Annotated in this window: 11 protein-coding genes; 3 read left to right on the top strand and 8 right to left on the bottom strand. The window is 66.3% G+C overall.

Features of this window, described 5'->3' with window-relative positions:
• Positions 1-350: 350 nt before the first annotated feature.
• The 5 genes from ABZS69_RS46355 to ABZS69_RS46335 are packed head-to-tail and all read right to left on the bottom strand — an operon-like array spanning position 351 to position 8852.
• Entirely contained in the window at positions 351-3833 is a 3483-nt protein-coding gene (locus ABZS69_RS46355) for an alginate lyase family protein (RefSeq protein ID WP_355384734.1), read from the bottom strand.
• A 48-nt stretch (positions 3834-3881) separates the two neighbouring features.
• Complete coding sequence (locus tag ABZS69_RS46350) at positions 3882-5504, bottom strand: extracellular solute-binding protein (protein ID WP_355384731.1); 1623 nt, start codon at positions 5502-5504, stop codon at positions 3882-3884.
• Between the two features lie 33 nt (positions 5505-5537).
• A complete protein-coding gene (locus ABZS69_RS46345; RefSeq protein ID WP_355384728.1) occupies positions 5538-6476 on the bottom strand; it encodes a carbohydrate ABC transporter permease in 939 nt (312 codons plus the stop codon).
• Positions 6477-6505: 29 nt separating this feature from the next.
• The gene (locus ABZS69_RS46340; protein ID WP_347779519.1) at positions 6506-7417 is read right to left on the bottom strand and encodes an ABC transporter permease subunit; all 912 of its coding nucleotides are present in this window, start codon (positions 7415-7417) and stop codon (positions 6506-6508) included.
• Positions 7410-8852 carry a polysaccharide pyruvyl transferase family protein gene (locus ABZS69_RS46335; protein WP_355384724.1) on the bottom strand — a complete coding sequence of 481 codons (1443 nt, stop codon included), beginning with the start codon at positions 8850-8852 and terminating at the stop codon, positions 7410-7412. Before ABZS69_RS46335 ends, ABZS69_RS46340 begins: the two co-directional genes overlap by 8 nt.
• On the opposite strand from ABZS69_RS46335, the gene ABZS69_RS46330 reads away from it, so the two are divergent.
• From ABZS69_RS46330 to ABZS69_RS46320, 3 genes are all read left to right on the top strand, one after another.
• On the top strand, positions 8815-9783 hold the full coding sequence (locus ABZS69_RS46330; protein WP_355384721.1) for a LacI family DNA-binding transcriptional regulator: 969 nt from the start codon (positions 8815-8817) through the stop codon (positions 9781-9783). The genes ABZS69_RS46335 and ABZS69_RS46330 overlap by 38 nt on opposite strands.
• A gap of 257 nt (positions 9784-10040) precedes the next feature.
• Entirely contained in the window at positions 10041-10412 is a 372-nt protein-coding gene (locus ABZS69_RS46325) for a hypothetical protein (protein WP_355384718.1), read from the top strand.
• Positions 10413-11506: 1094 nt separating this feature from the next.
• On the top strand, positions 11507-11782 hold the full coding sequence (locus tag ABZS69_RS46320; protein WP_355384715.1) for a hypothetical protein: 276 nt from the start codon (positions 11507-11509) through the stop codon (positions 11780-11782).
• 95 nt (positions 11783-11877) lie between these two features.
• Here the strand turns inward: ABZS69_RS46320 and ABZS69_RS46315 are convergent, their stop codons facing one another.
• The 3 genes from ABZS69_RS46315 to ABZS69_RS46305 are packed head-to-tail and all read right to left on the bottom strand — an operon-like array spanning position 11878 to position 14770.
• The gene (locus ABZS69_RS46315) at positions 11878-12633 is read right to left on the bottom strand and encodes a glucose 1-dehydrogenase (RefSeq protein WP_355384941.1); all 756 of its coding nucleotides are present in this window, start codon (positions 12631-12633) and stop codon (positions 11878-11880) included.
• Between the two features lie 36 nt (positions 12634-12669).
• The gene (locus tag ABZS69_RS46310) at positions 12670-13425 is read right to left on the bottom strand and encodes an SDR family oxidoreductase (protein ID WP_355384712.1); all 756 of its coding nucleotides are present in this window, start codon (positions 13423-13425) and stop codon (positions 12670-12672) included.
• A 13-nt stretch (positions 13426-13438) separates the two neighbouring features.
• On the bottom strand, positions 13439-14770 hold the full coding sequence (locus ABZS69_RS46305; protein ID WP_355384709.1) for a cytochrome P450: 1332 nt from the start codon (positions 14768-14770) through the stop codon (positions 13439-13441).
• Between the last annotated feature and the right edge of the window lie 5 nt (positions 14771-14775).

Raw genomic sequence — 14775 nt, 5'->3', positions numbered from 1 at the left:
GGCGGGGGCCGCCCCAACCGGGTGACGAGCAGCTCGACGTCGGCCAGTAGCGCCGGTCGCCTGCTGAGCTGCTCGACCGTCGCGTCCGAGCCGGCCCAGCGGACCAGGCGGTCCAGGCGGTCCGCGTTCATCCGATCCGTATCCGTGATCGGCCAGGTCGCACGGCATGACCAGCAGGGCCGACGGACGGTGCGCCGCGTCAGTGACCACCGGTGATGAGGCTCCGGATGGTGGGAACAACGCACAGCTCCTTCGTCATCGGGCTGAGTGGGAAAGGCCTTGCCGTGCCGGCGACGGGGTTGGTGGGCCGCCCATACGTACGGCGGCCCACCAACCCTCATGCTCTGCCGCTATACGCCAGTTCCGTCGTTGTGGTTCAGGCGGTGGCCGGCGCCAGGAGCAATTGGCCGGAGGCGCTCCCGCCCGCAGGACTGTGCGACAGTGACGTTCTCGAACGAACTCGCCGTTGATGCGTAAAGCCCGACGCCGCCGCTGCGGACAACGGTGTCGCGACCCTTCAAGACCTGAACGCCGTTCAACGTCACGGTGATGCGGTCACCGTGAATCGCCGCACCCAGTCGCACGGGACCTGTCAACGGGTCGCTGATGGATGCCGTGGCCACTGTGACGGGACCCGACGCGTGAGCCTCGCGGATGATGCTCGCGTACTGGGTTCCGTTGCTCGTCTTGCCGACGTGGATCCGATACCCGTACGCGTCCGTGGTGTCTCGCAGCGAGAGTCCTGCGTTGCCGACGGATCCGTCGATAGTGACCGTGGTCTCCACGGCATAGTCGCACGCCTCGGAGAAGCGCGTCGGCAGTGTCGAGTCGGCCAGTACGTGCGCCCGGCCACCGGCAGGCGGCGTGAGGTGCAACTTGCCCGAAGCGACGGACACAGATCCTGTTATTCCTCGCCAACTGGCCTGATCGAGCCCTTCCCTGATCACGATGTTGTCGAAGGTCGCGGCCCGCCGATGCGTAAAAGCGGCGGCACCACCCGTCGGCAGTTGTCCGTCGTCCGCGGAGATCGACGTATCGCCGACTTTGGCGCTCAGATACCTCCCGATCGCGGATACGACCAGCTTGTGCGGGACGTTGGCGCCGATCGGCAGTGCGGTCTCCGCGAGAACCTCGGTCGTCGAGTTGTATATCTTCACGAGCCGCAGCGTCGCTCCCGACGTGGAGTTGAGCACTTCGGCCCGGTAGTAGTTGCGGGAATCGTGGTAGCGGAACGCGAGACCGGTACGGGCCGTCGTCTGGCCGCGTGCCCCGGGAACGATGTCCGCGGCCATGACCACGTCATCGGGTACGTCCTGCAGCGCCGCGAACGACACCATGTCCGCAGTCGAGGTCTGTGCCAGCTGCGTGTCCGGCTGTGCGCCGGTGAGCGCCCAGGTCCCCTGGACCGGCGCCCAGCCGCCGAAGGATCCGTTGAAGTCATGGACGTCACGGTCCAGGCCGGCATCGTCGAACTCGTCGTTGAGCACGGGTGCCGGGGCAAAGTGTTCCTCGACCGACACGGTGATGAGGTCGCCCGCGCGGGTGAACGTGACCGGGGTGTCGTTCACCGTCACCGCATTCGCGTTCGGCGCGTTGATGGAGAGCGTGCCGGTGAACGGGTCCCCAAGCGAGATCCGGGCGGTCGCGCCGCGCAGTTCCACACTGACATCGGACACCACTGCGGATGCGCTGATGACGGTGTTGCCTTGGTCCATCAGCGACGACCCTCTGGTCAGCGCGTACCTGGTAAGCCCGCCGCCCGAAGCACGCTCGAGGTAGGCGGTCTCGGCGTTGGTCGTGGCGGCCCCGAACGCCCTCGACGAGGGAGTCGCCTCGCGCGAAAGGTAGAAGCGTCCGGTCGCGTCCGGCAGGGCGATCTCCATCGCCGTCGCCACGGAGTGACTCACTCCGGGCATGGCGATCCGCTTCGCCGTCACCGAGGGCGCCGCGCCGGCCTTGCCGGGAACCACCACCGTGTCCAGCCCCGTCGGCCCGGTGGAGGACCAGTCGTACGACAGGTAGTCGACGTTGGTGAGTACCTGCTCGCCGACGCGTACGGCGCCATTCTCGTGGACCCTGGGGGTTACCGCGGCGCCGGCCGTTGCCACCGGGATGAGCTGCACGCCGGCAACGGGTGCGGCTCCGGGCACGGTGTCGAACCCGACCGTGGCGACCTTCGTAGTCGGATTGACGGTCACCGGATCACCGGGGAAGTGCCAGAGCTGCCGGTAGTTGTGCGCGGCGGTGTCACCGGTGAGGTCGTCGGAGACCACCCAGAAGCCGGGCTTGACGAAGTAGACCGCGCGATCGTGCGCGACCGGCCGGTAGCCCATCGCCGCACCGCGGTAGATGTCGAGGCCCGCGTTCGAGCGCCACAGCGACGTTGTGCGGGGAACGCCGACGGTCTGCGGGAGTCCGTCGACCTCGATGGTGTTGTGCGCCTCGGTGGTACGGCGCATCCAGTCGTTCGTCGGAGTCGCGCTGTAGTCCCCCACCCCGGAGTCGACGATCAGCGGACGCCCGTACGCCGCCATCACCAGGCTGAGGTCGTCCGGATGCCGATGCGAGGCAGTGTAGCTGGAGTTCTGGTTGTTGATCAGCATGTACCGGGCATCGGCGTCCCACCCGGAACGCTGAACCGCGAAGCTGATCGGAAACACCGTGGACGACAGCGTCGGGGTGGTCCCCTCCGTTCGGCCGGAGGCGACCCAGGTGAAATCGGGCCAGGAGTTGCGTACACCGCTCCTGCGAATGGCCGACGTACCCGCGTAGTTGTTCGGCGTGTCGCCAATCGCCGCGGGTTCAAGATTCGGCTGACGGGTCGCGAACAGCGAATCCGCGATCCAGTCCGCCCCCTGGACGAGCGAATCAGGAACGGTTCGCCCGTTGGCATCCGCGACTGCTATGACGGAGTTGAGCATATCCGCCACGTATGCCTGATAGTTGAACGCCGGCTCGCGGTATACACCGTCGCCCTTCAAGTACGCGCGCAGGAACCGCTCTGCCGAGCGCACCGCGAACCACTCCCAGCCAGGCGATGACGAGAACTCGGGCAGAAACACGGCTGCCGCGTGGACGGAGCGGGCCATCGACATGTACCAGTTGTTTCCGACATGTTTCTGCATCACGCCGACGAGGAAGTCCGTCGTGGAGTGCACGCCGGACAGGTACGCCACGAGATCGCTCGCGTCGATGCCAGGATCGGTCCGGAACACGGAAAACGCGCTGACCAGCTGGGCGAGCCGCTTGGCTGCCGACAGGTTGCGGCCCTGCGGCCAGCTCTGATTGTCGGCGAAGAAGTCCAGCGAGATGTCCATCCACGCCGCCGCGTACGCCGTACGCTTTGCCGGGTCACTCTCGGACACGTAAGCGAATGTCAGTTTGGGCATGAACGTGAAGTCGCTCATCAAAGTCTGCGCGCCGCCCGGGGTGGTCTGCGTCCCACCCCAAGGGTCCTGCCAGTCGATGTCGATCCGCTGCTCGGCGCTGTTGTAGAAGTTGCGAGTCTCGGCGCCGAACCGGAAAATCCCCGCCGCGAGCTCGTCGGGGCCCGAGTCGCCACCGCCCAGGCCCTCGGCCGGAGCCGGGTACTGGACGTCGGTGCGGCCCGCGTAATACACCTTGAGCTCGCTCGCGGCGCCCACTTCATCGCCGGCGGCCAGCTTGGCCGCCACCGCGCCGAGCCCCGGGCGCGTCAGGTCGAGCAGCCCGCCGAGATCCGACATGTCGGCGACGGCGGCACTGCCCGGCGACAGAAACGCCGCCACCAGAGCCAGCACGACCGCCGCACGGACCCGACGACGCGTGTACCAACGAAAATTGCTCCGTCGCATTACTGTCCTCTCCCTAACCTCGTGAGAGCGTCAGCCGAGTCCATCGCGTCAACCACCCGCCTGCTCCTCGTACTCGGCCTTGATCTTGTTGCCCACCCGGTCCATGAACTTCTTGATGGCCGGCTGCCACGCCGAGACGGGCTTGTTCCCCAGCTGGATCTCCAGCAGCACCGAGTCCAGTTCCTGCTGCTCGCTGGCAGCCTTGCTGGCGGCGGTCTCCGAGTACAGCCCGAGGGTCGGGTCCGCGACGGCAAGCGGGACGCCGGCGACCTGGTGGTCGTGCTGGTCCTGTACGGCCTGGCGGTTGCCCGGCTCGTAGATGACGGGCGATGCTTCGGCGAGGTACCGCACCGGCAGGAATATCTGGCTGCGCCCGCCCTCGGTGAGGGTCGGGTCGGAGCCGTTGCGGTTGAACGTCTGGCCCTCGACGCCGTACCGGAGGGCCAGGTATTCGCTGCTGCCGAAGGGTGAGCACAACCAGTCGAGGACCTTGAGGATCTGCTTGATCCGATCGGCGTTGTCGGTCTTGGCGATGGCGGTGAAGCTGGACAGCGTCGGGCCGGGCGTGCGTACCTGCGTCCCTGTGCCGTCGCGGGTGGGCGAGAGCATGCCGGTCAGGCGGAAGCCGGGCACGTCTTTCGCCTGGCCGTAGAACTTGCCCCACCCGGCGTACCCGCCGATGGTGAACGAGGTCGTGCCGGCCACCATCCACCCGTTGCGCTTCGTGTTGGGCGCGCCCGCGTGGTCGGGATGCACCACCCCCGACTTCACCAGCTCGACGGTGTCCTCGAGGGCCTGCATGAACTGCGGTGTCGTCCCGGAGTGGGTGAAGACGCCACCTTCGGCCTGCCAGACGCCGGCGCCGCCGGGCCAGTTGCCGGTGATCCCGTTCATCTCAAGGATCGTGTTGAACGGGATCTGTCCGAACGCCCACCGACCGGCCCGCTCGTCGGTCAGCGCGCCCGCCATCTCCTTGAACTCGGCCCACGAATTGGGCTGGAGGCTGAGTCCTGCCTTGGCCAGCAGGTCGGCCCGGGTGTACAGCACGGTGCCGATCCGTGCCCGCGGCACGGGGATGCCCCAGATCCGCTGGTCGTAGACGGTGCCGCGCCAGGCATCGGTGGGCAGGGCGGCAAGGTTCGGGTAGGCGAGGACCGCGTCCCCGGACAGGTACTCGGTGAGGTCGGTGAATGTCGCCTTCAGCATGGCCGGCATCTGCTGGACAACGCCCTGGACAGCCACGATGTCGGGCAGATCGCCACCGGCAATGGTCGTGGCGACCTTGCTCTTGTAGTCAGTCGAGGCGACGTACGTGATCTTCAGTTCGGTGCCGAGTTTGCTGTTGAGGTTCTGCCAGTAGGGGTTCGAGCCGAGCGCGGGGGCGATCGGGTCGTAGGTGTACGTCAGTGCCGTGACGGCTTCGCCCTGCACCGGTTGTGATGCGGCGCTGGAGGCGGCCGGGTAGGTGAAGTATCCCGGCGACACCCCGGCCGGCTCGGCGGCCAGGTCGGGCGTGGCCGCGGTGACGGGCTTGTAGGTGGGCAGCTTGACCGACCCGGTCGAGCTGTTCGGCGAACTCGGGCTGCCGTCGCCGCAGGCCCCGAGCAGCGGGGCCAGCCCAGTTGCCGCGCCGAGTGCCAGGACGTGGCGGCGGCTGAAGGTGGGTGCCACGACGTCTCCTTTCCACATTGCGTGGACGACCGGTCAGCCCTTGACGGCGCCGACCATGAGTCCCTTGGCGAAGTGCTTCTGGATGAAGGGGTAGATGAACAGGATGGGCAGGACAGAGATGACAAGAATCGCCATCTGGACGGAGATTTGTGGTGGCAGGTTCTCCAGGTTCGAGCTGAGCTGGTCGGACCCGATCGGGGTGTTGTTGACGACGTAGGTACGCAGCACCAGTTGCAGCGGCCACTTTTCCGACGACTGGAGGTACAACATCGCGGAGAAGAAGGCGTTCCAGTACGCCACTGCGTAGAACAGCCCGATCACGGCGACGACTGCCTTCGACAGTGGCAGGACGATCCGCAGCAGGATGCGCATCTCCCCGGCACCGTCCATGTAGGCGCTTTCCCGCAGCTCGCGTGGGATTTCCTGGAAGAACGCGCGCATGACGATGACGTTGAACGCGTTCACCAGCACCGGCAGGATCAGTGCCAGGTAGTTGTCCAGCAGGCCAAGCTGTTTGACCGTCAGGTACATCGGGATGATGCCCGGGTTGAACAGCAGGGTGAACACCGTCATCAGCAAGATCGGCTTTTGCAGCAACGAAGCTGGCCGCGACAGCGCGTACGCCAGAGCGATCGTGGCGACGAGGCTGAGTGCCGTGCCGACCACGGTGATGCCGGCGCTCACCAGCAGCGCACGGGTGACGATTCCTCCAGACAGGACGGCCCGGTAGGAGTCCAGCGTCGGTTCGTTCGTCCACAGCACGAAGCCGCCCGCCCTGTTGACCTCCTCCGGGGAGGCGATGCTGGTCATGAGCACCGCCCAGAACGGCACCAAAACCGCCAGGCAGCCCAGGCCGAGCACGAGTCCCCGCGCACCGACCCCCAGCTTGCTGGGCTCGCCCATCCAGACCGGACGCTGGCTGCGGCCCGAGCGTGGCCGCCGCGGCCCCGTGCCCGCGGCGGGGCGCGCCACGGACACCGCAGTCGGCATAGGTCGGCTCGTCACTTGGCGTACACCCCCTGCTCGCCCAGGGCGTGGGCCAACCGGTTGGCGCCGAGCACGAGCGCGACACCGACAATGCCTTTGATCAGCCCCACCGCGGCCGCGGTGCCCCAGTCGCCGCCGACGATCCCGTGGTTGTAGACGTATGTGTCGAGTACTTCGCTGGCACCGGCACCGACCTGTGCCTGCTGCAGGATGATCTGCTCGAACCCGACGGACAGCGAGTCACCGAGCCGCAGAATCAGCAGCAGGACGATCACCGGGCGGATGTAGGGCAGGGTCACGTGCCACAGGCGGCGAGCTGCCGAGGCGCCGTCCACCACCGCGGCCTCCATCTGCGCCGGATCCACTCTGGACAGTGCGGCGAGGAAGATGATCGTCGACCAGCCGGTGTCCTTCCAGATCACCTGTGATGTGATCATGAGTTTGAACAACTCGGGTACGCCGACGATGTGGAACGTGGACAGGTCGGCCGAGCGCAGCCAGGCGTTGAGCATCCCGCCGTTGCCGAACATCTGCTGGAACAGGGCGACCACGATGACCCAGGACAGGAAGTGCGGCATGTAGAGGATCGACTGGGTGAGGCGTTTGAGCCGTTCGCTGATGGTCGCGTTCAGGATCAACGCGAGGCAGATCGGCAGCGGGAACACGAAGACCACCTGGATCAGCGTGATGATCAGTGTGTTGACGAGTGCGTTGAGGAACACCGGGTCGCCGGTGAGCACCGGCTCGAAGTTGTCCAGCCCGACGTACGGGCTGTGCCAGATTCCGAGGAACGGCTGGAAGTCCTGGAACGCGATGATGTTCCCGCCGAGCGGCAGGTAGTGGAACAGCAGCAGCGCCGTGACCCCGGGAAGCGCCAGCAGCAGCAGGACCCGGTCGCGCCGCCAGCGGTCGCGCAGGCTACGCATCGCCGGTCTCCACTGGTGCAGGCAGGCCGATGGGCCGGCCCGCGACGCAGGCTTGCACCGCCGTCCGCAGCCGGTCGTCGGCATTGGCCGCGACCCTCCTGCTCCGGGCGATCGCGGGCGCCGGGTCGGTGGCGATGTCGGTGACCGCCGCGACGACCGTCGCCGCGGCACGATGGTCGAGCTCGATCACCAGGTCTGGGGCGCCGAGGTCGGCGAACATCTGAGATTTCGTGGTCTCGGTCGGCTGCCGAAGGTAAACGGTCGGGATCGCATGTCGTGCGGCCAGGATCGGCGAATGACACTCCATGCTGACCACCAGCGACGAGACGGCGTAGACCCCGGTCGCCTCCTCCAGCGGCCAGTACCGGTCGAGGAGCCGGACCTGACCGAGCGTCTGTGGACTGAGCAGGCTGGGAAGCTGCTCGTGAGCGAGCTCGACGGCATAGCTCATCTCGGGCACCACGACGGCCGGCAGGCCGCTGACGCGTACCCAGGTCTCGATCGCCGCCGCCAGCACCGCCAGGTCGTGTGTCACGGTGGCCCGGTTGACCGCGTCGCGCCGCATCTGCTCGCGGGTCGGCTCCGTGCCGTAGATCTTCGCATAGGGGGCGTAGCGCAGCCGCGGAACGAAGCAGGCGAACCGACCGGGCTGCAGGCCGAAACCCTCCAGCAGGCGAGCGGCAGCGGCGGCGTCAGTGTGGTCGAACGCGAACGTGCCATCCGGCCCGAAGGCGAGGTCGGGCCCGGTTATCTTCTGGCCGCGCAGGGTGGCCAGGGTCAGCGTTTCGCGGCAGTACACGAAGTCGGCGCTGTCGAAACGGTCCTTGACGTCGTCCTCGAGATAGGACGGTGGGAGCAGATCGACCATCTGTACCAGCTCCGGCAGCGTCGCCATGGTCGGTGGGCACAGCGGATCCACGGTGACCCCGAAGTACCCATACGGGCGGCCCACGTGCTCGCGCCACCAATCGATCTCGGTGCTCTGGAAGGCGTCGGCGCCCGACCCGTGCATCAGGACGTCCGCACCGTCGATGGCGGCGGCCAACTCCGGGGTGCTCGGCCCGTCCCCACCGAGAGTGCCATCGACGACGCGCAGATCGGGAAACGCGTGCCGCAGCATGGATCGTTCGCGCTCCTCCAGCCGCACCGGCCAGAGGATGACCTCGACCTCGGGGGCGAACCGCTGAAACGCCCGCACCACGCCAGGGGAGTGAGCCACGTCGCCGATGTTCACCGTCGCCCAGGATGACCGCAGGAGGACGGTGCGACGTGTCGATGTCATATATACTCCTTGTTGACGTAACGTTAATTCAAAATAGGGATGGTGAGACGTTACGTCAAGAACCGAGGAGGCTTTCAAAATGGCAACGCAACGTGACGTCGCACGGGCGGCTGGGGTGTCGCTCGCCGTGGTGTCGGCGGTGGTCAACGGCACGAGCCACACCCGGATGAAGGAATCCACCCGCACCCGGGTGCTCCGGGCGATGCAGCAATTGGGCTACCAGCCGAACCAGACGGCGCGCTCGCTGCGGCTCAACCAAACCGACATGATCGCGATGATCCTCAACAAGATCGACAACCCGGTCTACGGAGCGCTGCGGCGTGGGGTCTACGAGGCGGCGGCGGAGCACGGCGCGACGGTCCTGCTGGGCGATGCCGAGACGATGCGCTCCGGCAGCCAGTTCCTGACCCGGCTGCTCAGCCAGGGCACGGTCGATGGCATTCTGATCCGCGGCGAAGGGCTGCTGGACGACGACGTGATGGCCGAACTCCGCTCCCACCCCAAGCCGATCCTCATCCTGGAACATGCACTGGACCATCCCTGGATCGACGTAGACGATCGCCGCGCGGGCGAGATCGCGACGCGGTTCCTGGTCAACCTCAGCCACCGCCACATCGTCTTCGTTGGGGGTTCGGGATACCTTTCCCAGCAGCGCTACCTGGGCTACCAGCAGGCGATGGACGCCGCCGGCCTGACACCGGCTCCGCACCTGGCCACCGGGTTCGGTGAGCAGGCCGGCGCCGACGGGCTCCGGCAGGCCATGCAGGCGGCAACCGCGCCGACCGCCATCGTCGTCAACAACATCATGAGCGCGGTCGGGGTCCTGGCCGCCGCACGCGACCTCGGCATCACCATCCCCGACCAACTGTCGGTGGTCGGCATCCACGACGTCGACCTGATGCAACACCTGCGCCCGGCTGTCACCGCAGTCCGGATGCCCATGTACCAACTCGGCCGGGCCGGCGTCGAGGCGCTCTACGACCTGATCGCGGGGCGGCCAAGCGCAGGCGGTGTCATCACCGACCCCGAACCCGAACTGGTGATCCGTGACTCAGCGACTGCTCTGACCCGGATCCGCGATTAGCGTTCGCATGATCGCCCCGCGGCTGAGTTGCCCAGCAAATTCCGGACAGTCGGCTACATAAGCTGACGGAAGTCTGGAAGAGGTAGGTACGTGACGAGGCGTCGTAGGCAGTTCTCGGTGATCTTGTCTACGGTGTACGCCGTCACCCGACATCTGTTGTCTTTGCCGCGCTGCTGCTACGAAGGAACACCTCCAAGGAGGCGGAACTGCTGGCGCTTCGACATCAGAACGCGGTCCTACGCCATCAGGTTCCACGGGTGCGCTACGAACCAACCGACCGCCTGTGGTTCGCGACGCTCTCGCACCTGATACCCCGCCGTCAATGGCGGACGATCTTCCCGATGACGCCGGCCACGTTGCTGGCCTGGCATCGCAAACTGTTCAGCGAGGTGGCCATGGTCGTTCGCCTCGTCATTGGCGACCTCTTCAATGACGAGCACACCGCGAACCAACAGGGACGCCTGTCGTGCGCGTTGCACACGCAGCGCACTGCGCCTGCCGATAACTACATCCGCCCAGGTCATAACCCCGTGAAGGCTTCGCATGGCGTACGCGAGCTCCGGTCACCCAGTAGACGAAAGCGCGTACGGCAGGATGATCCGCTGTGCTTCTTCGTCTGGCCTACCTGACCGTCACGAACGCCTTCGCCGCGCTTCGGCTGCTGCCCACGAGTGATCGGGACAAGGACGTGGAAATTCTCGTCCTGCGTCACCAGATCGCCATCCTTGAACGCCAGCTCGGCGCTTACACCAGAGTGAAATTCGCGCCCGAGGACCGGGCCCTCCTTGCCGCTTTCTTGACCTCGCTGCCCCGCGAGGTCCTACGCCGGCTGCGGCTCCTCGTCCGGCCGGACACGGTCCTGCGCCGACACCGCGATCTGATGCGACGGCGCCATGTCCGTACCTGCCGGCCGAAGCGACCCGGGCGCCCACCCCAGGGTCCGCTCCATCCGCGCCCTCATTCTGCGCCTGGTCCGGGAGAACCCCGGCTGGGGCTCACGGAGAGCTCACCACGCTGGGCGTCAAGGCGGCACCGTCCACAGTATGGGAGATCCTCAAACAGGTAGGTCTTGATCCGGCGCCCGAGCGGGCGTCCACCACGTGGGCCGAGCACATCAGCCCTTGAACCCCATGTTATTCCCATGGCTCGTGCGCACATCACCGCAGGTCAGGAAGGTTCCCTAAGACATACAGAGCAGTATTCGAACGGCGCGACCATCGGATTGGACAGTCGAAGTCCCCAGAATTCATGTGTGAGCCCTACCGAGGTGCGAGACAAGGCATTCTGTACATGTTCAGCAAATCATTGGCAACGCGCTGCTTTCGATAAATCAAGTGTTAGCCGCCAACGCGATCGAACGTAAAGACTAGATCAAGCTTCGTCTCGACTCGTCTCGAAGGCGCAGACATCGGAGTTGCGAGCACTGCGGCCATCGGATTAGAAGCAAGATCCTTTAGTGCCGCGCGGTGCCGCCTGGTGGTGGTTCGTGCCGTCTTCACACATTTTGCATGTCAGGCAGTGCCGCGTCCTGACGGCGCATGTCGGGGCGTACGAGCACGCACCGAGCACGACTGACATCCTAATTCAATCATCACAGGTAGCGCCACGCCGAAGACCGTCCCCAGCGCAGGCTGGCACTACGTACAGATGGCGGTCAGCGTGCTCCAACACCTGGACGCTTTATCGCATGCCCCCAAGCAGGTCGTTGGCGGCGCCTTTCTGGTTGATCATCACGTTGTCACCGATGTCGATGAACACGGTCGCCGCATCGACGTCCCACGTCGAGGGAGCGCCGCTCAAGGCGTCTGGCGAGCGCGCAGCCGACCCGCACTTGACCGTAGGCGTCAACGCGATACGTACACAGCACGACCGCCCGCGCGACACCGAGGTCGGGGGCCAGGGCGAACGCCTCGCGCAGCGTGACCGGCAGTCCAGCGCCGCCGACACGCCGAGGGATGATTTGCGCCGAACAGCTATCCGACGCGAATCACCGACCTGAGCATACGCCGAAGAGACCGGCTCGGCTGAGTTATCCACGAGTACTCACATGCAGCTTGAACTGCATGGACGTAGTTTTCGGCAGGCGCACAGCGCTCAGCAACCGGGGCCTGACAGCATGCCGCCGTCGACGAGGATCTCGGTTCCGGTGCAGTAGGCGGATTCGTCGGAGGCCAGGAAGATGGCGGCGCCGGCGACGTCTTCCGGCTGTCCCCACCGTGCCAGGGGAAGAGAGGCGATGAAGCCATCGATGTCGAGGCCGACGTCGGCGGTGAGCTCGGGATCTGTGGTCAGCGGAGTGACGATGGCGCCAGGGTGGAGGCTGTTGGCGCGGATGCCGAAGCGGCCGAGTTCTTGGGCGGCGGCTTTGGTGATGCCGCGGATGGCGAACTTGGAGGCGCTGTAGGCGGATCGTCCGGCCGCTCCGGCGTAGCCCTCGGTGGAGGAGGTGTTGATGATGGATCCGCCGCCGGCGGCTTTCATCGGCTCGATCACGGCTTTGATGCCGAGCCAGTGGCCGACCAGGTTGATGTCGAGAATGTGGCGCAGGTCGGCCTCTGTCATGTCGCTGATCGAACGGTGCTGGAGGACGCCTGCGTTGTTCACCAGGACGTTGAGCGTGCCATGGGTGTTCAGCGTGACGTCGATCGCGTGAGCCCAGTCGTGGGCGTTCGCCACGTCCAGATGCACGTAGGTGGCTCCCGTGGCGGAGGCGAGTGCGGCACCTTGTTCGTCGCGGATGTCGCCGAGGATGACGCGCGCGCCCTCGGCGGTGAAGCGACGTACGTGTGCTTCACCGATGCCGCGAGCGCCGCCGGTGATGAGGGCCACTTTTCCCTCGAGTCTTCCCATGCTCGTTCGTCCTTTGTCGTGGTGCACTGCGGGGCGTCACAGACCTACGGCTGTGAGGCCGCCGTCGACGACGATCGTGGCTCCGGTGACGTAGGAGGCCTCGTCGCTCATCAGGAAGCGGACAACTGACGCGACCTCTTCCGGGCGGCCGATCCTGCCGAGGGGGATCTTGCCGGGGACTACTTCGATGACCTCGGCGGGAACGTTGTCGCGCAGCATTTTGGTGTCGATGAAGCCGGGGCAGATCGCGTTGACTCTGATGCCGTCTTGGGCGAACAGGTGCGTGAGGGATCGGGTGAGTCCGAGGATTCCTGCCTTGGCGGAGCAGTAGGCGGGCATCAGTGCGCTGCCGACGAGCCCTTCGATGGAGGAGATGGCGACAACGGAGGAGTTGCGGTTCTTGCGCAGGTCATCGGCGAGTTCCTGGACGAGCAATGCCATGGCTCGCAGGTTGACGTCCAGCACGGTGTCCCAGCGCTGCTCATCGAGATCGCCGATGGTCTCCACCCGTACCAGGCCGGCCGCCAGCACCACGCCTGCGATGGTCCCCATTCCCTGGCGGGACTGGTCGAGTGCGGCGGGAAGGGAGTGTCGTCGGGTGATGTCCACGGGCACGGGCACGGCGGCGACGCCGTGGTCGCGGGTGATGGAAGCGGCCAACGCGGTGGTGTCGGACCGCGCCCACAGAGCGACCGGGTGACCGGCCTGGGCCAGGCTGACGGCGCAGGCGGCTCCGATGCCTCGTGATGCGCCCGCGATGATGACGCCGCCCGGAGGAGTGCTGCTTGGCATGAGGAGTGACAACCTATTCAGGAGTTCGCCGGTAACGGACGCGGGTGGGTTGTGGCCATTTAGTGGAACTGCCCCGCACGGGCTGAGGGTCAGGATCGAGGAGTTCGAGGTCGTAGCGCTGCAGGAGGCGGGTGACGATGACCGCCATCTCCAGGTAGGCGAACCGGACGCCCAGACATCGGTGCATGCCGCCGCCGAAACCGATGAGCTGTTGCGCGGCGGAGCGATCGGTGAACCGGTCGGGGCGGTACCGGTCCGGGTCGGGGAAGGTTTCCGGCAGGCGGTGAAAGGCCGCCGGCGACACCATCACCCGGCTGCCGGGTCTGATATGCCAGCCCTCGATGTCGAGGGGCGCCTGTGCGATGCGTGCCATGACGTAGGAGACCGGGTGCAGCCGTTCGCTTTCGTGCAGGCACCGGTTGAGATGTTGCAGGCGGTTGATGCCGGTCGCGGTCAGCCGGTTGGTGAGGCCGTGATGTTCCTGTCGGACTCGCCGCAGTTCTTCTGGATGGCGTGCCAGATCGATCAGTGACCAGGCGAGCTGGCCCGTGGTGGTCTCGTGACCGGCCCACAGCAGCAGCAGGACCAGGTTGACCCGTACGTGGTCGGGAACGGGCGCGCCGTCGGGGTAGCTGGCGCTCGCGAGGTACTGCAAGAAGTCGGACGCGGCCGTCGGCTCGGCACGCCGTCGCTGTGCCAGCTGCAGGATCATGGCGCGTAGCCGTCGTCCCGCGCGGCGGCTGCGCACCAGATGCGGAAGTGGTAGCCAGCCAGGCGTGATCGCGTCCGTACCGTCGGAGAACCTGCGCAGATCCCGGAACAAGCCCGCGGTCTCGTCCGCCGCATCAGGGCCGAGAAAAGCGCCTGCGGCTATCCGTACCACCAGGGGCGCCAGTGCGGAGGTCAGGTCGATCTCGCCTTCGTCACCCAGGCTTCCCAGGAACCGTTCGGTCTCGGTCTCCATGACCTCGATGTAGCCGTCCAGCTCACGGCTCTGGAAGCGCGGCAGCACGACCTGACGTTGCAGCTGATACTCCTCTTCGGGGGCGAAGAAGAAGAACCGGGGGTCGAACATGCGCACCAGCCACGGATAAGCGGTGCGGATGGAAAGCCGCCGGCCGGTCTCGGTGAAAACCAGCCGATTGAGGTCGGCGTCCAGCAGGACTACCGTGCACCGGCCATCGAGGCGGATCCGGAAGATCGAGCCGTGTTCGCGATGCCCGCGCAGGAGCAACGTGAGCGGGTCTCGCAGGAACTCAAGGCTGTGCCCCCACAGGGGATTCCCGCCGGAGACAAGAGGTGGGTGCGCGAGGGCGGAAGCGTGGGTGGACGGCAACGTGATCACAGGTC

It is taken from the genome of Nonomuraea sp. NPDC005650, assembly GCF_040605375.1.
GTDB lineage: Bacteria > Actinomycetota > Actinomycetes > Streptosporangiales > Streptosporangiaceae > Nonomuraea.
Note: the sequence above shows the minus strand (reverse complement) of the source record. Positions and strands in the feature narration are given on the sequence as shown.